At 65.5% G+C, this 19377-nt stretch carries 14 protein-coding genes; 12 read left to right on the top strand and 2 right to left on the bottom strand.

Annotated features, from left to right (window positions below; genetic code table 11):
- Positions 1-3069: a formate dehydrogenase-N subunit alpha gene (fdnG, locus tag AC2A1N_RS15065; protein WP_156476696.1), complete on the bottom strand. Its 3069-nt coding sequence runs from the start codon at positions 3067-3069 to the stop codon at positions 1-3.
- 290 nt (positions 3070-3359) lie between these two features.
- Between fdnG and gmk the strand changes: the two genes are divergently transcribed.
- From gmk to recG, 5 genes are all read left to right on the top strand, one after another.
- On the top strand, positions 3360-4025 hold the full coding sequence (gene gmk, locus AC2A1N_RS15060; protein ID WP_005410878.1) for a guanylate kinase: 666 nt from the start codon (positions 3360-3362) through the stop codon (positions 4023-4025).
- A 110-nt stretch (positions 4026-4135) separates the two neighbouring features.
- A complete protein-coding gene (gene rpoZ / locus AC2A1N_RS15055; protein ID WP_005410877.1) occupies positions 4136-4435 on the top strand; it encodes a DNA-directed RNA polymerase subunit omega in 300 nt (99 codons plus the stop codon).
- 106 nt (positions 4436-4541) lie between these two features.
- Positions 4542-6704 carry a RelA/SpoT family protein gene (locus AC2A1N_RS15050; protein ID WP_005410876.1) on the top strand — a complete coding sequence of 721 codons (2163 nt, stop codon included), beginning with the start codon at positions 4542-4544 and terminating at the stop codon, positions 6702-6704.
- 196 nt (positions 6705-6900) lie between these two features.
- A complete protein-coding gene (locus AC2A1N_RS15045) occupies positions 6901-7287 on the top strand; it encodes a RidA family protein (protein WP_005418954.1) in 387 nt (128 codons plus the stop codon).
- 7 nt (positions 7288-7294) lie between these two features.
- Positions 7295-9406, top strand: coding sequence for an ATP-dependent DNA helicase RecG (gene recG / locus AC2A1N_RS15040; protein ID WP_061480585.1), 2112 nt, complete (start codon positions 7295-7297; stop codon positions 9404-9406).
- A gap of 173 nt (positions 9407-9579) precedes the next feature.
- Here the strand turns inward: recG and AC2A1N_RS15035 are convergent, their stop codons facing one another.
- Complete coding sequence (locus tag AC2A1N_RS15035) at positions 9580-10908, bottom strand: Fic family protein (RefSeq protein WP_057502246.1); 1329 nt, start codon at positions 10906-10908, stop codon at positions 9580-9582.
- Positions 10909-11134: 226 nt separating this feature from the next.
- Here AC2A1N_RS15035 and AC2A1N_RS15030 point away from each other — a divergent pair, with 226 nt between their 5' ends.
- From AC2A1N_RS15030 to AC2A1N_RS15000, 7 genes are all read left to right on the top strand, one after another.
- Complete coding sequence (locus AC2A1N_RS15030; RefSeq protein ID WP_061480587.1) at positions 11135-12073, top strand: nucleoside hydrolase; 939 nt, start codon at positions 11135-11137, stop codon at positions 12071-12073.
- A gap of 88 nt (positions 12074-12161) precedes the next feature.
- Positions 12162-12404 (top strand): type B 50S ribosomal protein L31, encoded by a 243-nt coding sequence (locus tag AC2A1N_RS15025; protein WP_005410871.1) that lies wholly within the window; start codon positions 12162-12164, stop codon positions 12402-12404.
- Positions 12405-12700: 296 nt separating this feature from the next.
- Positions 12701-13978: a citrate synthase gene (locus AC2A1N_RS15020; RefSeq protein ID WP_061480588.1), complete on the top strand. Its 1278-nt coding sequence runs from the start codon at positions 12701-12703 to the stop codon at positions 13976-13978.
- Between the two features lie 319 nt (positions 13979-14297).
- Positions 14298-14660 carry a NirD/YgiW/YdeI family stress tolerance protein gene (locus AC2A1N_RS15015; protein WP_061480589.1) on the top strand — a complete coding sequence of 121 codons (363 nt, stop codon included), beginning with the start codon at positions 14298-14300 and terminating at the stop codon, positions 14658-14660.
- Positions 14661-14940: 280 nt separating this feature from the next.
- Positions 14941-15450, top strand: a complete 510-nt coding sequence (locus tag AC2A1N_RS15010; RefSeq protein ID WP_061480590.1) for a CS1 type fimbrial major subunit — start codon at positions 14941-14943, stop codon at positions 15448-15450.
- A gap of 51 nt (positions 15451-15501) precedes the next feature.
- A complete protein-coding gene (locus tag AC2A1N_RS15005; protein ID WP_484372742.1) occupies positions 15502-18234 on the top strand; it encodes a TcfC E-set like domain-containing protein in 2733 nt (910 codons plus the stop codon).
- Positions 18231-19376 carry a CfaE/CblD family pilus tip adhesin gene (locus tag AC2A1N_RS15000; protein WP_484372740.1) on the top strand — a complete coding sequence of 382 codons (1146 nt, stop codon included), beginning with the start codon at positions 18231-18233 and terminating at the stop codon, positions 19374-19376. Before AC2A1N_RS15005 ends, AC2A1N_RS15000 begins: the two co-directional genes overlap by 4 nt.
- Position 19377: the final 1 nt, after the last annotated feature.

Raw genomic sequence — 19377 nt, 5'->3', positions numbered from 1 at the left:
CTACACCTTCTCGACCTTGACCAGGATGCACTTCGATTCGGGCGTCTGCGAGTTGCCGTCACCGATGGCATTGGTCAGCGTATTGGCGATATATCCGGGCTTGGCCGCACCGAGGAAGCCCCAGTGGATCGGCACGCCCACCTGGTGCACGGTCTTTCCATCGATCTGCAGGGCCTTGATCCGCTTGGTCACCATCGCAACGGCTTCGATATGGCCACGCTTGGAACTCACGCGAACGCGGCTGCCGTTGGTGATGCCCAGCTCGTCGGCCAATGCCGCGCCGATCTCGACGAACTGCTCGGGCTGGATGATGGCGTTCAACTTGCCGTGCTTGGTCCAGAAGTGGAAATGCTCGGTCAGGCGGTAGGTGGTGGCCACATGCGGGAACTCGTCCGGCGAACCGATCTGTGCACGGTCGCTGGCGAACACGCGTGCCGCCGGGTTGTTCAGTGTCAGCGCCTGGCCGGGGCTGAGCGGGTTGCTGCGCAGCGGCGTATCAAAGGGCTCGTAGTGCTCCGGGAACGGTCCCTCGGCCATGCCGGCCTTGGCGAAGAAGCGGGCGATGCCTTCCGGGTTCATGATGAACGGGCCCATCCCGTCGGCGGGATCTTCGTCGGCCTTGAAGTCCGGCACGTCCACGTTGCCCCAGTTCTTGCCGTTCCAGGCCAGCAGCGTGCGGCGCGGATCGAAGGGCTGGCCGGCCACGTCGCACGAGGCGCGGTTGTACATCACGCGGCGGTTGGCCGGCCACGCCCAGGCCCAGCCCAGGGTGTTGCCGATGCCGGTCGGGTCACTGTTGTCACGCCGCGCCATCATGTTGCCGCTCGGGCCCCAGGCGCCGATGTAGATCCAGCAGCCGGAGGCGGTGCTGCCGTCGTCGCGCAGGTCGCCGAACGTCGCCAGCTGCTCGCCGGCCTTGCGCACCAGCCTGGTCGGATCCTTCGGATCGAACACGTCCACGAGCGCCTTGCCGTTGTATTCCATCGCCAGTTCTTCCGGCGTCGGCAGCTCCGGGTTGGCGTACTTCCAGGCCAGGTCGCGCACCGGCTCCCACCACGCACCGCCATCCTTCTCGTACATCGCTTTGATGCGATGGAACAGCTCGGACATGATCTCGATGTCGCTGCGCGCTTCGCCCGGCGGGTTGGCCCCCTTCCAGTGCCACTGCAGCCAGCGCGATGAATTGACCACCGCGCCGTTCTCCTCGGCGAAGGAGGTGGTGGGCAGGCGGAACACTTCGGTTTGGATCGTGCTCGGGTCGACGTCGTTCAGTGCGCCGTGGTTCTGCCAGAAGGCGATGGTCTCGGTTTCCAGCGGATCCATGCTGACCATGAACTTCAGCTTGGAGAACGCGCTGATCAGCTTGCCCTTGTTCGGCGCCGAAGCCAGTGGGTTGAAGCCCTGGCAGATGTAGCCATGGATCTTGCCCTCGTTCATCAGCTCGTACGCCTGCAGCATGTCGTACGGCTTGTCGAGCTTGGGCAGGTAATCGAAGCACCAGTTGTTGTCGGCGGTGGCGGCATCGCCCCACCACGATTTCATCAGGCTGACGTGGAACTTCGGGTAGTTCTGCCAGAACGACATCTGGTTGGCGCGCAGGGGCTTCTGCGTGCGCTTGGCGATGTACGCGTTGTAGTCCTGCTCATCCTGTTTCGGCAGCGTCAGGTAGCCGGGCAGCAGGTCGGACATCAGGCCGATGTCAGTCAGGCCCTGGATGTTGGAGTGCCCGCGCAGCGCGTTCATGCCACCACCGGCCACGCCGATGTTGCCCAGCAGCAGCTGCACCATGGTGCCGGCACGCACGTTCTGCGCGCCGATCGAGTGCTGCGTCCAGCCCAGCGCGTACAGGATGGTCATCGCCTTGTCCTTGCCGGCGGTGGACGCGATCATGTCCCACACCTGGCGGATGCTGTCGGCCGGCGTGCCGCAGATGCGCTCGACCATCTCCACGGTGTAACGCGCGTAGTGTTGTTTCAGCAGGTTGTAGACGCAGCGCGGGTCCTTCAGCGTCGGGTCGCTGCGCACGAAGCCATCGTCACCGTAGGCGTAGTCCCAGCTGGAACGGTCGTAGCTGCGCTTCTCTTCGTTGTAGCCCGAATACAGGCCGTCCTTGAAGGCGAACTCGTCCATCACCAGGAACGACATGTCGGTGTAGTTCAGCACGTACTCGTGCTGGATGCGGTCCTCGGTCAGCAGGTAGTTGATCAGGCCGCCCAGGAACACGATGTCGGTACCGGTGCGGATCGGCGCGTACACATCGGCCACCGCGGCCGAGCGGTTGAAGCGCGGATCGACCACGATCAGCCGGGCCTTGTTGTGCGCCTTGGCCTCGGTCACCCATTTGAACCCGCACGGATGCGCCTCGGCGGCATTGCCACCCATGATCAGGATCAGGTCGGCATTCTTGATGTCGACCCAGTGATTCGTCATCGCACCACGGCCTAGCGTCGGGGCAAGACCTGCCACCGTCGGGCCGTGTCAGACACGTGCCTGGTTGTCGAATGCCAGCATGCCAAGGGAGCGGACGACCTTGTGGGTCAGTACCGCGGTTTCATTGCTGGTGGCCGAGGCCGCCAGCATGCCGGTGGTCAGCCAGCGGTTGACCGTCTGCCCGGCTTCGTTCTTCTGCACGAAGTTGGCATCGCGGTCTTCCTTCATCAGCCGCGCGATGCGGTCCAGCGCATCGTCCCAGCTCAGCCGCTTCCACTCGTTCGAGCCCGGCGCGCGGTACTCGGGGTAGAGCAGGCGCGACTTGCTGTGGATGATGTCGGCCAGGCCGGCACCCTTCGGGCACAGCGTGCCGCGGTTGACCGGATGGTCCGGGTCGCCCTCGATGTGGAAGATGCTCGGCTCGGCGTTCTTGGCGCCATCGCCGAGGCTGTACATCAGGATGCCGCAGGCCACCGAACAGTAGGTACAGGTGTTGCGGGTCTCGGTCGCGCGGGTCAGCTTGTATTGCCTGACCTCCGCGAGCGCGATGCCGGGCGCGAAGCCCATCAGTGCCAGGCTGGAGCCGACCAGGGTTGTCCCGGTCACTTTCAGGAACTGGCGGCGGCTCATCGATGGCATGCCGTTCTCCTGGGATGGCGGGGAGGCGCAGGCCTCCGGGCTGTCGTTGGGTACGGGCCGGTTATAGCACAGGCCTCCGGATGCCCATGTGGCACAAGGCGCGGCGCCTGCCGGACGGGCCCGGAAAGGGCCTGCTCTGGTAAAGTTGCGTGCCCGCCCCCTGGGGAAGCGTCTGCCGGGCCTGGTTCCAGGATGTTCCGCGCAGCCCCCGCCGTCCTGGCGCGATCCTCCGCGCCGGACCTGGAACACCGAGGAAAAATTTTGCGAAATCAACCAATTGGGTTCCGCGCATGAGCGCCCCGTCGAAGCCGTCGGACGCCGTTGCGCGCGGCACGCTGTACATCGTGGCCGCCCCGTCCGGCGCCGGCAAGAGCAGCATCGTCAATGCCACCCTGGCGCGTGACCCGCAGATCGCCCTGTCGATCTCCTTCACCTCGCGCGCGATGCGCCCCGGTGAGGTGAACGGCCAGCACTACCACTTCGTCAGTGCCGAGAAGTTCGAGCAGATGATCGCCGCCGGCGACTTCTTCGAACACGCCTGGGTGCACGGCGACTGGAAGGGCACGGCCCGGCAGTCGGTGGAACCGCAGCTGGCCGCCGGCCAGGACGTGCTGCTGGAGATCGATTGGCAGGGCGCGCAGCAGGTGCGCCAGCTGGTGCCGGGCACGGTCACCGTGTTCATCCTGCCGCCGTCCAAGCAGGCCTTGCAGGACCGCATGCGCAAGCGCGGCCAGGACAGCGAAGCGGTCATCGCCCAGCGGCTGGGGGCAGCCCGCGATGAAATGCTGCACTTCAACGAGTTCGACTACGTCATCGTCAACGAGGTATTCGACACTGCCGTGGACGAGCTGTGCGCCATCTTCACTGCCAGCCGCCTGCGCCGGGAGGCCCAGAAGGTCCGCCACGCCGGCCTGATCCAGGCGCTGCTGACCCCCGATCCGGGTGCAACTGACTGATTCCAAAAGAATCGGGTAGGGGTTGGCTTGATTTTGTCCAGCCCCTGCCAGTACACTCCGTCCCCTTTCCCTCATTCGACTGAGCGGCCGACCGGTCGCCGGGAGCCCGTATGGCCCGCATCACCGTAGAAGATTGCCTGGAAGTCGTTAACAACCGTTTCGAACTGGTCATGATGGCGTCCAAGCGTGCCCGCCAGCTCGCCAACGGCGTGCAGGCCACGCTGGACAACAGCGAGACCGAGGACAAGCCGACCGTGCTGGCGCTGCGCGAAATCGCCGCCCGCAAGATCGACAACGCCCTGATCGACGAAGTCGAGAAGGCCGAGCGTGAGCGCGCCGAGCGCGAAGCGCTGGAGTGGGCTGCCGCCGAAGTGGTCGCCGACGAAGACATGTCCAAGAACGACGATTGATCGCATCGATCAACGTAATCGTTGGATACACCGAACAGCCCGCCCCGTGCGGGCTGTTTCGCATTCAGGATTTGCCGTAAACGTCGCGCTGGAATAGGCTTCGGGCATGAACCCAGGCCCCACTGCCAAGGTCGCCGCAGCCCCCGCTGCCGCCGTACCCGACTATGTCCTCCAGCTTGAACGCGCCGCCCATTACCTGCCGCCGGAACAGCTGCCGCTGTTGCGCCGTGCCTGGGAAGTCGGAGCCTCCGCGCACGCTGGGCAGACGCGCAAGTCGGGCGAGCCCTATATCACCCATCCGGTGGCCGTGGCCCAGGTGCTGGCCGAGCTCGGCCTGGACGTGGAAGCGCTGATCGCCGCGATCCTGCACGACACCATCGAAGACACCCCGCTGACCCGCGAGGCGCTGGCCGCCGAGTTCGGCGAAGCCGTGGCCGAACTGGTCGACGGCGTTACCAAGCTGGACAAGCTGAAGTTCCGCGACCGCCAGGAAGCGGCCGCCGAGAGCTTCCGCAAGATGCTGCTGGCGATGTCGCGCGACCTGCGCGTGATCATGATCAAGCTGGCCGACCGCCTGCACAACATGCGCACGCTGGGCGCGCAGAGCCGCGAAGCGCGCGGCCGCATCGCCCGCGAGACGCTGGAGATCTACGCGCCCATCGCCCAGCGCCTGGGCATGAGCCTGGTCAAGAGCGAGCTGCAGAACCTGGGGTTCAAGGCGCTCTACCCATGGCGCCACGCCATCATCGAAAAACACATCCGCAGCCAGCCGGTGGTGCGCCGCGAAGCGATGGCGCAGGTGGAAGTGCAGCTGTCGCAGCGCCTGGCCAAGGAGGGGATCGAGCATCGGCTGATCAGCCGCATCAAGACCCCGTGGAGCATCTACAACAAGATGCGCGACGAGAACAAATCCTTCGACCAGGTGATGGATGTGTTCGGCTTCCGCCTGGTCGTGCGCAGCGTGCCCAGCTGCTACCACGCGCTGGGTTCGGTGCACGCCACCTTCAAGCCGCTGGATGGGCGCTTCCGCGATTTCATCGCCATTCCCAAGGCCAACGGTTACCAGTCACTGCACACGGTGCTGTTCGGGCCGTATGGCTCGCCGATCGAAGTGCAGATCCGTACCGAGGAAATGGACCTGATCGCCGAACGCGGCGTGGCCGCGCACTGGACCTACAAGTTCGGTGGTGACTCGCCCAACAGCGCGCAGAGCCGTGCCCACGCCTGGATCGTCGAGCTGATCGACTCGCAGCGCGCCGCCGGTTCCTCGCTGGAGTTCCTCGACAACGTCAAGGTCGACCTGTTCCCGGACGAGGTCTACCTGTTCACCCCGAAGGGCAAGATCCTGGCGCTGCCGCGCAACTCCACCGCGCTTGATTTCGCCTACGCCGTGCATACCGACGTGGGCAACATGGCGGTGGCCTCGCGCGTGGACAAGAAACTGGTGCCACTGCGCACCAAGCTGGTGTCGGGGCAGTCGGTGGAGATCATCACCGCTCGCTCGGCCACGCCGAAACCGCAGTGGCTGGAATTCGTGGTGACCAGCAAGGCGCGCACCGCCATCCGCCACCAGCTCAAGCAGCTGGAGCACGAAGACGCCGTGCAGCTCGGCCACCGCATGCTCGACCGCGCGCTGGAAGCGATGGATTCGTCGCTGGAGCGCCTGCCGAAAGGCCGCCTGGACGCGTTCCTGGCCGAACACCGCTTCCCGCGCCTGGAAGCGCTGCTGGCCGAGGTCGCACTGGGCAACTGGATGCCGACCCAGGCCGCACAGGCGCTGATGGCCTACGCCGAACTGCGTGGCGGCCCGCATTCGCGTCACCATTCGCAGGAGAAGATCCTGATCAACGGCAGCGAACGCGGCGTGGTCACCTTCGCCGGCTGCTGCCAGCCGATACCCGGCGACGAGATCATGGGCTACCACACCGCCGGCAAGGGCATCGTGGTGCACCGCATGGACTGCCCGAACCTGGCCGAGCTGCGCAAGTCGCCCGAGCGCTGGGTGCCGATCGGCTGGGACACCACCGTCTCCGGCGACTACGACACCTCGCTGGTGGTGGAAGTGGAGAACGGCACCGGCGTGCTGGCGCAGCTGGCCGCCGCCATCGCACAGAGCCATTCCAACATCGAGCGCGTGGACTACCTGGACCGCGACTTCAACGCCGCCGTGCTGGCGTTCAACATCCAGGTGCGCGACCGCAACCACCTGGCAGAAGTGATGCGCCGCCTGCGCCGCCTGTCGGTCGTGCAATCGGTACGCCGCCAATAACCCCACCCCATGCGTGGATGGTTTTTGTAGAGCCGAGCCCATGCTCGGCTGCTCTTGCCTGAAGCAGCCGAGCATGGGCTCGGCTCTACAGGCGGCGCATCACATGCCCGGACTGCGGTAGATCCACGCCATGCGTGGATGCACCCCCAGCCGGTACAATCACCGCTCTGTTTTCCCCCAAGCACCGGAGCGACCCATGTCCCGCCAGATCATCAACACCGAAAAGGCCCCCGCCGCCATCGGCCCGTACTCGCAGGCCGTGCGCGCCGGCAACACCGTGTACTTCTCCGGCCAGATCCCGCTCGACCCGGCTACCGGCGACATCGTCGGCGCCGGTGACGTCGAAGCACAGGCCCGCCGCGCCTTCGACAACCTCAAGGCCGTGGCCGAAGCCGCAGGTGGTTCGCTGGACAAGGTCGTGCGCCTGGGCCTGTACCTGACCGACCTGGGCGAGTTCGCCAAGGTCAACGCGGTCATGCAGGACTACTTCCAGGCCCCGTACCCGGCCCGTTCCACCATCGAAGTCTCCGGCCTGCCGAAGGGCGCCAGCTTCGAGGTCGACGCGGTGATGGTCATCGACTGACCGCCACGTGGCACGCAAGGCGGCGGTCACCCCGGTCCTGTCACCGTCCGGCGAAGCATCCCTGGCGATGCTCGCCGGCGTCGGTCCGGCCGTGGCCGCCAAACTGCAGGCGCGTGGCCTGGCCACCCTGCAGGATCTCTGGCTTCATCTGCCGCTGCGCTATGAAGACCGGACCCGGCTGACCCGCATCGAAGACCTGCGCAACGGCGTGCCGGCGCAGGTGGAAGGGCGGGTGGTCGCGGTCGAGCGCGGCATGCGCTACCGGCCGATGCTGAAAGTGGCGGTGGAGGACGAAGGGCAGGGCACCCTGGTGCTGCGCTTTTTCCACTTCCGCCAGCAGCAGGTCGGGCAGTTCGCGGTCGGCACCCGGCTGCGCTGCTTCGGCACGCCCAAGCCCGGCCACCTCGGCCTGGAAATCGTCCATCCCAGCTACCAGGTGCTGGGCCGCAACGACGATCCCGAACTCGGCGACCGCCTCGACCCGGTGTATCCCACCGTCGAAGGCGTCGGCCCGATGACCATGCGCAAGCTGATCGGCCAGGCGCTGGACCGCCTGCCCGAGGAAAGCACGCTGGAACTGCTGCCCAGCGGTTGGCTCGATGGCCTGGGCCTACCTTCGCTGCGCAGCGCGCTGCTGACCGTGCACCGGCCACCGCCGGATGCCGATCTGGCCGCGTTGGCGGCTGGTACCCACCCGGCGCAGCGTCGCCTGGCGATGGAAGAACTGCTGGCCCATCACCTCAGCCTGCGTCGCCAGCGCATTGCCTTGCAGGCACACCATGCGCCGCCGCTGGCCGGTCCTGGCAAGCTGGCCAAGGCGCTGCTGAAGCAGCTGCCGTTCGCGCTGACCGGGGCGCAGGCACGCGTGTTCAAGCAGATCCGTGAAGACCTCGCGCGGCCCAGCCCGATGCTGCGGCTGGTGCAGGGCGACGTCGGCTCCGGCAAGACGGTGGTGGCCGCGCTGGCCGCCATGCTGGCGGTGGAGCAGGGCAAGCAGGTTGCGTTGGCCGCACCCACCGAACTGCTGGCCGAGCAGCACCTCAACAATCTGCGCGGCTGGCTGGAACCGCTCGGTGTGCGCATCGCGTGGCTGGCCGGCAAGGTCACCGGCAAGGCACGTGCCAAGGTGATGGAGCAGGTCGCCAACGGCGAAGCGCAGGTGGTGGTCGGTACCCACGCGCTGATGCAGGAGGCGGTGGTGTTCCAGGACCTGGCGCTGGCCATCGTCGACGAGCAGCACCGCTTCGGCGTGCACCAGCGCTTGGCCCTGCGCGACAAGGGCGCGGGCGGCAACAGCGTGCCGCACCAGCTGGTGATGACCGCCACGCCGATTCCGCGCACGCTGGCGATGTCCGAGTACGCAGACCTGGACGTGTCGGCCATCGACGAACTGCCGCCGGGCCGCACGCCGGTGCAGACCGTCGCACTGAACAATGACCGTCGCCCGGAGCTGATCGAGCGCATTGCGCTGGCCTGCCAGGAAGGGCGGCAGGTGTACTGGGTGTGTACGCTCATCGAGGAAAGCGAAGAGCTGGATGCCACCCCGGCGCAGGCCACCTACGAATCACTGCAGGCGCTGCTGCCCGGTGTTCGCGTCGGGCTGGTGCATGGCCGCCTCAAGGCCGCCGAGAAGCTTGCGACGATGGTGGCGTTCAAGGCCGGCGAGATCGACCTGCTGGTGGCGACCACCGTGATCGAAGTGGGCGTGGACGTACCGAACGCCTCGCTGATGGTGATCGAGAACGCCGAGCGCCTCGGCCTGGCCCAGCTGCACCAGTTGCGTGGCCGCGTGGGTCGTGGTTCGGCGGTATCGCGCTGCGTGCTGCTGTACCAGGCCCCGCTCTCGCAGATGGCGCGCGAGCGCCTGCAGACCATGCGCGAGACCAACGATGGTTTCGTCATCGCCGAGAAGGATCTGGAACTGCGTGGCCCCGGCGAACTGCTGGGCACGCGCCAGACCGGCCTGGCCGGTTTCCGCATTGCCGACCTGGCCCGCGACGCCGGCCTGCTGCCCGGCGTGCATGAATTGGCCGAGCGCCTGCTGGACCAGCAGCCCGCGCTGGCCGACCGCGTGGTTGCACGGTGGATCGGCACCGCTGTGCGTTACGCCTCGGCATAATGCCGCCTTGGTGGGTGTGGACCTTGGTCCACACATCCACGCATGGCGTGGATCTACTGTAGAGCCGAGCCCGCGCTCGGCTGCTGTTCGCGCTGCGCGCGGGAGTCGAGCATGGCTCGTCTCTACAGACGGCGCTTTCGATCATTCTCCCGTCATCCACGTATGGCGTGGATCTACAACACCAAGCGTTCCGAAAGGCCGGGAAGCACGAGATACTCGGAAGCCTTCCCGACGCGCTCTTTGCTGACAAGTCCGGCAGCCACCAATCCATTCAGATCCTTCAATGCGGTCGGATAGGTAATGGTGTGTGCCGCCTGGTGGCTGGCGACGGTGTAGGTCCGGTCAGGATCTTTCAGCGCGTTGGCCAGCAACGCGCGCTGACGGTGATTGAGCTGCATACCGCCAAGCCGGGCGGTTCGCAACATACGTCGCGCCGCTTGATCCTCTGCATGCTTCCTGGCGATGTAGGCATGCAGTCCCTGGATCGATTGCTCAATGGCCTCCAGTTGTTGCGCAACGAAGTAGCCAAGATCCCGGTTGTCACTTTCGGTGTACAGGTAGGCCCGCATGTACTTGCCTGGAGACTTCTTCAGCACGCTGGAAATGGAGAAGTACTCGGTCATCCAGTACCCGGCATTCATCATTGCCCAGTAGAACAGTGCGCGCGCCGTACGGCCATTTCCATCCACGAAAGGATGGTCATAGCCAATCTGGAAATGTAGTGCGATGGCTTTGGCGACGGGATGCACGAACGGTGTGCTTTCTTCATTGATGAACGTGCACAGCCGCTCAATCCGTGCAGGCACTTCCTCGGCCGGAGGAGGGGTGTGCAGAAGCGTAGGCGGTGAGCCGCGGTCGAAGATCGCGACGTTGTCTTCGGCGGTTCTGAAACGCCCGCTGTCGGTTGGCAGCTCCAGCGTGCCGTCGGTGAGGATGCTGTGCAGTTCCAGAATCTCGCCGGGAGTGATCGGGCGTATGCCGCGCTCGCGGATCACGTTCATTGCCACGTAGTTGTTGTAGATCATGCGCTCGGACTGGTCGCGCGGCGCGCGGCCCGTGCTCAACATTTCCTTTGCCACGGCCCGCGTGGTCGAGGCGCCCTCCAACTGCGATGAGGTCATCGCTTCCTCGATCAGCGACCGGATCATGAACCGTCCTTGGCCGCTGGCAGCATCCACACCCTTCACCGAGCCTGCGGCCTCCCGGTCAATGTAGTGCAGGTGCCGCTGCATTGAATCGGTAAGTGCGAGCTTGAAGGGTTGCTGCGTCTTGTCCAGCAACAGCGGCAGCGGCTTCAGCAATGCTGCGCGCGTCCACGTGATACCCAGCCACCACTGCTCCGCGTTCAGGCCTGCCGGTGGCGCTCTGTGGCGCACCTTGTCCCAGTGCTCATAGGCGCCGTTCACCTCTGGCCCAATCCGGGCGTCCAGTATGGTACCGAGGGTCTCAATGTACTTCCGGGTGAGGGTTGCCAGATCGGGAGCTGGCATGGGCAGCTTCATGGCGGATTTCTATAAAATATGTATTACTTTTTATAGCAGGTGATGTTGAGCGCTCCAAGCGTGCCCAATCAAATCTGTTCATTTTTGTGAAAGAGTCGGGCGGGGCCGTTAGTGGCGGGCAAGGGAGCCCACGCTCTCCCCGACACCTTATGCCGTTGGGATAGTGCGGTATTGCAACGGTCATCATCCCGGTCCACACTTCGTTGCCGATCTGAAGACGGCAACGATGACCCACAAGATCCCCCTGTTGATCGACACCGACCCCGGTGTGGACGACGCCCTGGCCCTGCTGATGGCCTTTGCCGATGAACGGCACGACGTGGTCGCCCTGACCATCGCCGCCGGCAATGTCGGCCTGCAGTACACCGTCCGCAACGCCCTCAAGCTCTGTGACATCGTCGGCCGCCCCGACGTGCCGGTGTTTGCCGGCAGCCCGGATCCGCTGCTGCACCCCTCCGTTGACGCTGCCCACGTGCATGGCCGTGATGGCTACGGCGACGTGGACCTGCCGCCGCCGAGCCGCCAGGCCGAGGCCGAGCACGCTGCCCTGGCCATCCTGCGCCTGTCGCACGAACACGCCGGCGAACTGATGCTGGTGATGTTGGGCCCGCTGACCAATCTGGCGCTGGCACTGAAGCTGGACCCGACCCTGCCCCAGCGCATCAAGCGCATCGTGGTGATGGGCGGTGCGGTTACCTGCCACGGCAACATCACCCCGGCAGCCGAATTCAACATTGCGTTCGATCCGGAAGCCGCGCACGTGGTGTTCACCTCGTTCAAGCACCTGCTGGTGTCGGACTGGGAGGCGACCGTTGCTCACGGCCTGCCGCTGGAGGACGCCGAGAAATGGCTGCAGGCCGATTCCGATCGCGCCCGCTTCTACGAACTGATCTCGCGCAAGACCCGCGCGCTGTCGGAAGATGCCAAGGGCGGTCGCTGGTACACCGCCGATGCGGTGGCCATGGCCTGGGCGCTGAACCCGGAAGGGCAGCTGCAGGTCGAGTCGCGGCCGCTGAACGTCGAGCTGAATGGCACGTTCAGCCGCGGCGCCACCATCGTCGACTGGAACCGCCAGACCGGCCAGCCGGACAACTGCGATCTGCTGATGGCCTACGACCAGGGGCGTTTCGAGGCCCTGGTGCGCCAGGCCCTGGGCGCGGACTGACGTCCGTTGCCGGCCACCGGTTGCCCCGAACGGCAACCGGTGCTTATAATGCCGCTCTTGACCACCAGCCCATTTACGGTGTGAGCCCATGAAGGCCGATATCCATCCGAACTACCGCGACGTCGTCTTCCATGACGTCACCTCCGATTTCAAGATCCTGACCCGCTCCACCATGGCGACGAAGGAAACCATCCAGTGGGAAGACGGCAACGAATACCCGCTGGTCAAGGTTGAAATTTCCTCGGCTTCGCATCCGTTCTACACGGGCAAGCACAAGGTCATCGACACCTCGGGCCGTATCGACAAGTTCCAGAAGCGCTACGCGCGCTGATCTGTCGATCCAGCTTCGAACCGACGGCCGCGCTCTGCGCGGCCGTTTGTTTTTCCCCAACGCCAACCCAACGGGCGTTTGGATGGACGGAACACTGCGTTCGTGTGACAACGCTTTTGCCGATCCGGGCCGCTCAACGGCCGGTGTCTGGCCGCCTGTCGTATACGACTTCCGTCTAGCACCCGACAAATGCTGCTGTGCGATAATGACATGATCCCCGGCACAGGCCGAGGACGTCATTCACGTGCCTGACCAATGCGCTTGGGCAGGCGCCTTCCCATGAAGGAGCGCACACAGTGTCCGATCTTGATCAGGTCACGCTCAACGCCGGCGACAAGTCGGTCGTTCTGCCCGTCATCAAACCCACCCTTGGCAACGACTGCGTCGACATCGCGAAGCTGACCAAGGAAACGGGGTTCTTCACCTACGATTCCGGCTTCACCGCGACGGCCAGCTGCAAGTCCGCCATCACTTACATCGACGGCGACAAGGGCGTGCTGCTGTATCGCGGCTACCCGATCGAGCAGCTGTCGGAAAAGTCGAGCTACGTCGAAGTGGCCTACCTGCTGATCAACGGCGAGCGCCCGAGCGCCGAGCAGCTGAAGGCCTTCACCGATGAGCTGACCGCCGAAGCCAACGTCGACGAGTCGATCAACACCCTGATCGGCAGCTTTGCCAAGGATGCCCACCCGATGGCGATCCTGGCGGCCGCGATCGCGCAGCTGTCGGCCATCTACCACGACTCGCTGGACCTGTCCGACGCCGAGCAGCGCCGCAAGGCCGCCGTGCGCCTGATCGCCAAGGTGCCGACCCTGTCGGCGCTGATCTACCGCCATGGCAAGGGCCTGCCGGCCAACAAGCCGGACACTTCGCTGGACTACGTCAGCCGCTTCCTGAAGCAGACCTTCGAGTCGGCTGACGGCCAGTACGACCTGAACCCGGACGTGGTCAAGGCACTGGACCTGCTGTTCATCCTGCATGCCGACCACGAGCAGAACGCCTCGACCTCGACCGTGCGCCTGGTCGGCTCGACCGGTGCCAACCCGTACGCGTCGGTCGCTGCGGGCGTCACCGCGCTGTGGGGTCCGGCCCACGGCGGTGCCAACGAAGCCGTGCTGAAGATGCTCGAAGAGATCGGCAGCGCCGACAACGTCGAGTCCGCCGTGGTCAAGGCCAAGGACAAGACTTCCGGCTTCCGCCTGATGGGCTTCGGCCACCGCGTCTACAAGAACTTCGACCCGCGCGCCAAGGTCATCGGTGAGATGACCAGCAAGGTGCTCAAGCAGCTGGGCGTGCAGGATCCGCTGCTGGACGTGGCCGTGAAGCTGGAACAGGCTGCGCTGCAGGACGAGTACTTCGTCGCCCGCAAGCTGTACCCGAACGTCGATTTCTACAGCGGCATCATCTACAAGGCGCTGCAGATCCCGACCGAAATGTTCACCGTCATGTTCGCCCTGGGCCGTACTTCCGGCTGGGTGTCGCATTGGCTGGAACAGCAGGTCGATCCGGAAATGAAGATCGGCCGTCCGCGCCAGGTCTACACCGGCAGCGACGTGCGCGACTACCAGGGCTGATCGCCCGCGGAGGTTGTGCCGAGAACGCCCCGCATCCGCGGGGCGTTTTTTTTGTGCCCTGATCGTGTTCGACGGAGGGTGGGTGCGGACCGCTGGTCCGCACGATTCCCGGATGGTCGCTGTAGAGCCGAGCCCATGCTCGGCTGGCGCCCGTCCACACCGCGCAGCCGAGCGTGGCTCGGCTCTACAAGAGCCCGCTTCCGGGTCTGAACGCGCTCTGATAATGAATGTCGCTTTCATGTCTTTTCGGATCTATTGCATGGGGATCACATCGAAGGCGATAGAACCTGTGCGTACTCATCCCTGTATGGAGAACGCCATGAACCGACTGATCGCCATCGCTTTCATCGCCACGCCGCTGGCCCTGCTGAGCCCGCAGGCCGTCGCGCAGTACACCGGGCCGGGGGCAGGGGCCGCTGCCAGTACTGTCGCCGACGCACGCGCGCAACGTGATGACCATCCGGTGGTGCTGCGCGGCACCCTCATCGCCAAGATCGGTGACGAGCGCTACCAGTTCCGTGATGCCAGCGGCCAGATCGACGTTGAGATCGATGACGAAGATCTGCCGCCGCAGGCCATCGGCGCCGACACCGTGGTCGAACTGCGTGGCAAGGTCGACACGCATCGCTTCAAGCCGACCGACATCGATGTTGATCACGTCACCGTCGTGCCGGCAGGTTGAAGCGAACGGCAGCCGAGCATCGGCTCGGCTCTACAAATTCAATGCAATGAGGTTTGTTGCATTGAACCGATGAGGGAAATTGCATAACCCTCAAACATTGAGCGAATTCAAGAATTCTCCTTAACGTTCAACGTTTTAGGAATCCTTGAATGGCCTGCATGGCAATGGATTTCTAACATTCTCTCCGTCGCCCGCACCCATCCCCGCGGGCGGCGCTTCCCTCCCTTTTCTCCTTGGGGAGGGGAGCTTTCAAATTCCCCCTTGTCCGAGAGAGACAACCATGCACGCCATTCTCAAGAAGGCCGCGCTCGCTGCAGCGCTGGCTACCGCTTCGCTGTCCGCGCACGCTGTTGAAACCAAGATCTCCGTCTACGCCGACGTCGACCCGACCTTGGCCCTGCTGCGTGATGACGGCAGCGCACTGCCGGACGCCGTCACCCTGACCCACGATCCGCTGCGCGGCCTTGTGCCGAGCACCCAGCATGTGCGCATCCACTCCAACGATGAGAAGGCCGATATCGAAGCCAAGATCGGCGGTGCCTTCGCGCTGGTCAACGGTGACGGCAAGGTCACCGTGCCGATGACCGTCAGCCTCAACCGCCGCGCACTGACGGAGAGCCCGATCGAATTCAAGGCTGCCGATCTGTTCACCGGCGCCGGCTCCACCCCCGGTGCTTCGATTTCGATGCCGCTGACCATTGCCCAGACCACCCCGGCGCCGATCACCACCAAGGGCGCCTACACCGGCATCGTCAACATCGTGCTGAACCAGAAGGCCACCACGCCGTAATCCCCGCGCCGGCCCGCACGCCGGGCCGGCCGCTTCTCCAGCGGTACTCCCATGACCCCACATGCCCCCGCCGTTACCCGGCTGGCGGTCGCGCTCGCCTTGGCGCTGGCAACGCCGCTGGTGGCGGCGCGCGGCGTCCCGCCCGGTTTCGAGGATCTGGTTGAAGGCCAGACCGAACAACTCGACATCCAGCTGTTCGGCCGCTCGGCCGGGCTGTCGCCGGTACGCGTGACCCTGGAACACGTGCAGCTGGAAGCGCCCGGGCAGGTGTTGCAGTCGCTCGATCTGTCAGCCGAGGCGCAGGCCGTGCTGCTGCCTGCGTTGTCGCAACCGATGCCGCGCAACAGCCACCTGGCCTGCCGCTTCGGTGGCGCCACGGCCGGTTGCGGCTATCTCGACCCACCGGAGGACCCCGCTGCCGTGCGCGCGCTGTACGACGAAGGCGAGGGCGCGGTGCGCCTGTTCGTTGCCCGCCAGTGGATTCCCGGCGAGCCAGCCGCAGAACGTTTCCACACCGTCAGCGCCAATGCCGAGAACGCTTTCCTGCACCAGCAGGTGATCAATGTCAGTGGCAGCCGCGATTACCAAGCGCTGTCCGCGCGTGGCACCGGCGTGCTGGGCCTGTTCGATCGCGGGCACGCCTTTGCCGAATGGAACTTCAATCAGCAGCGCTACCGCAGCCGCAGCAGCGACAGCGCGTTCCAGTTCGACAACGTCTATTACCGCCATGACCTGGGGCAGGCGCACTACCTGCAGGCCGGGCGCATGGACCGCCGCAACCTGTCCAGTCCGCAGGGCGGCACCTTCAGTTTCAGCATGCTGCCGCTGGACCGCTTCCAGGGCGTGCGCGTGGGCACCACCCAGGCCTATGTGGATGCCGATGCCGCCGTGCAGGCCACGCCGTTGACCGTGCTGCTGGCCCGCGACGCGCGCGTGGATGCCTACGACGGCACGCGCCTGCTGCAGACCTCCTACCTGCAGGCCGGCATCAACCAGATCGATACCCGCACCTTCCCGTTCGGCAACTACAACGTCACCCTGCGCATCTACGAAGACGGCGTGCTGGTGCGTACCGAAGACGCGCCGTTCGACAAGGGCGGCGACTGGACCAACAGCCAGTGGCAATGGTTCGTGCAGGGTGGCAGGCGCAACGAGCGCCGCAGTGACCGCTTCGATGGCGAGCGCGTGGCCGTGGCCGGCATGCGCGTGCCGCTGGGCCGCGACGTGGCGATGGTGGCCGGTGCCGCCGACCTGGGCGGCATCCGCTATGGCGAACTGCGCGTGGACCTGCGCCGCCTGTATGCCACCCAGGAACTGCGCGCCAGTTTCGGTGGCATGCGCGGCAACGATGGCAGTACCGGCCAGCAGCACCAGCTCTCCTACCGTCGCACCGCGTCCTGGAACATCTACCGGCAGCGCATGCGCGGCAAGGCCTGCCAGTTCGAGGCCGATGCGCGCGACCAGCTGGGCTGCATCAATTCGCTCAGCGCCTCGATGGCGCTGCCGGTGGCCGGTGGCAGTGCCCATGTGGGCTTTACGCGGCGCCAGACCTGGCGCGCCGGGCGCACCCTGCCAGGCCTGGAAGACGATCCGCTGGCCGGGCTCGACCCGCTGCTGCCGCCACCGGCGCCGTGGCAGCCGCGTCGCGAGCCGCAGCTCAGCCGCACCTGGCAGGCCAGCTTCAACCGCAGCCGCCGCTGGCAGGATTTCAACGTATCGACCCGGGTGGGCGTGTGGCAGCAACGCAGCACGGACAGCCTGCGCGGCAGCGACCAGCGCGACCGCGGTATCTATTTCAATCTGAGCCTCACGCGTCTTCTGCGCGGCACCGCCGGCAGCGGCCAGCGCCGCTACAGCGTGGACGTGCGCCAGCCACAGCATCAGCGTCCGGATGTCACGTACAGCATTGGCCAGAGTCTGCGCCAGGAGCTGGACGCACAGTACCGCGAGGTGTCTGCCGAACTGCGCGGCAACAACAGCAATCGCTACAGCGCCACGCTCAGCGGCCAGCTGCAGAACAGCCTGGGCCAGAGCGGCGCCACCCTTGCGCACTACCAGCAGCGCGGCCGCAGCGAAACCGCCTACAGCGGTATGCACAGCTCCGGTTTTGCACTGGGCAAGCGCGGCTTCTACTGGAGCGGAAGCAACGGCGCTGACGCGGGCCTGGCCGTGCAGGTGGCCGGCTCCGACGACATCGACCTGCGCGGGGTGGCTGCCGAACTGCAGGTGGGCGGGCTGCGCCGACAGCGTTTGCAGATCGGCGAGCGACGGCTGCTGCCGCTGCAGGCCTATCAGTCGCAGCGCGCTGAAGTGCAGGACGCCAGTACGCTGGACAGCATCGCCGCGATCCGCGTGAGCGGCGTGGGCGGCGCGCGGCCGATGTTCCTCACCCCCGGCAAGCTGATGCGCATGCCGGTGCCGATCGAAGTGACCTACACCTTCATCGGCAGCGCCAAGGACCTTGGCGGCGCGCCGCTGGGCGGCGCCCGCATCCTCAATGCGCCGGTGCCCGGCACCAGCGCCAACGGCAGCTTCGTTGCCGATTTCCCGCGTCGCGAAACAACGCTGTACCTGCTGCAGGACGACCGCCTGCTGCACTGCCCGCTGCAGGTGCGCGAGCGCCGCCAGGTGGTGCTGCTGGTGGGCGCCGTGCATTGCGAGCCGCTGGCCGTGGCCCAGCTGCCGCCCGAGATCCGCCAGCAGGCCCGCGTGACCCGCCTGCTGCAGGAACGCGCGTTGGTTGCCGCCACGCCCCAGACCGCTGCTGCAGGAGGTACGCCATGAGCCGGCGTTGGATGTTTGTGTTGATGCTGGTGTGTGCGCTGGTGCTGGTGATGCCACGGGCCTGGGCACAGTGGCCGCCGGAGACGCATCCGACGGACCAGAGCAGGGACATCGTCATGAGCTGGGATCGCTCGGCGGTGCCGGGTGATGTGGTGCTGTGGACGCCGCGGACGGTGCTGGGGTTCAGTCACGACCTGGCGTTCAAGTATGGGCAGATCCATGTGGTTTGCGGGTCTGCTTCTGATAGTGAGTTTGGGAAGTGCCCGACGGAAAGTGAGCCGAGCATGTCAGGGGGGAGAACAGAGATTGCGTTACGTCTCGTTGAGCTGAGGACTGGCCTGCAAACGGAGATTCGTGCGGTAGGAAGCCTGCAGCGGGCTATGTCGGGCTATCGCTGCGCTAGCGATCTCTGGGACAGTGACAAGCGCATTCTGAACGGATCATTCTGGTTCACCTGTGGCATAGGGAGCGGGGCAGATCAGCCGCTCGGAACCGGCGTCGAGATGATCCTGCCTCAACGCGAAATTTCGCGACTCGTCGCAGGCCACTGGAAGGCCACGATGCGCCTGAACATCAAGGCCGATCCGACCGCACCTCCGGTTGCCACAGCTACCTTCAACTTCGACTTCATCGTCACCGACTACGACGCGATCTCGATCTACTTCCCCGGCTTCGATGGCATTGCGCCGCTGGTCAACATGGACCTGCGCTACGACCCCATCCGCAAGATGGTCGGCGGATACAAGGAAGTGGACATGTGCCTGTACGACGGGGTGGGCTCGCAGAGCGAGTTCCTCGGCGTCACAGTGCGCGACAGCGGGCCGCGTCCGCCACCCGGGCGTGACTTCGCGGTCTGGCACCAGGACGGTGGCAGCGACGATGCCCAGCGCCTCGACTACCACGTTCGGCTGAGTTACGGCGGCAACGAGCTGGCCATGAAACACGGCGAGGAACAGCTGCTGCGCGGCATCGACAGCGCTCAGCTGCGCATGGTGCTGCTGCCGGGCATCAGCCAACCCGTGTACTGCGTGCCCACGCCGCTGACGCTGGAGACACCGCCTACCCCCATCGCCAGCCAGCGCCCCGGTATCTATGAGGGCGAGCTGACGGTAGAGCTGCGCGTGCCGACCGCCAAACCCTGAT

It is taken from the genome of Stenotrophomonas maltophilia group sp. SKK55 (genome assembly GCF_057179845.1).
Note: the sequence above shows the minus strand (reverse complement) of the source record. Positions and strands in the feature narration are given on the sequence as shown.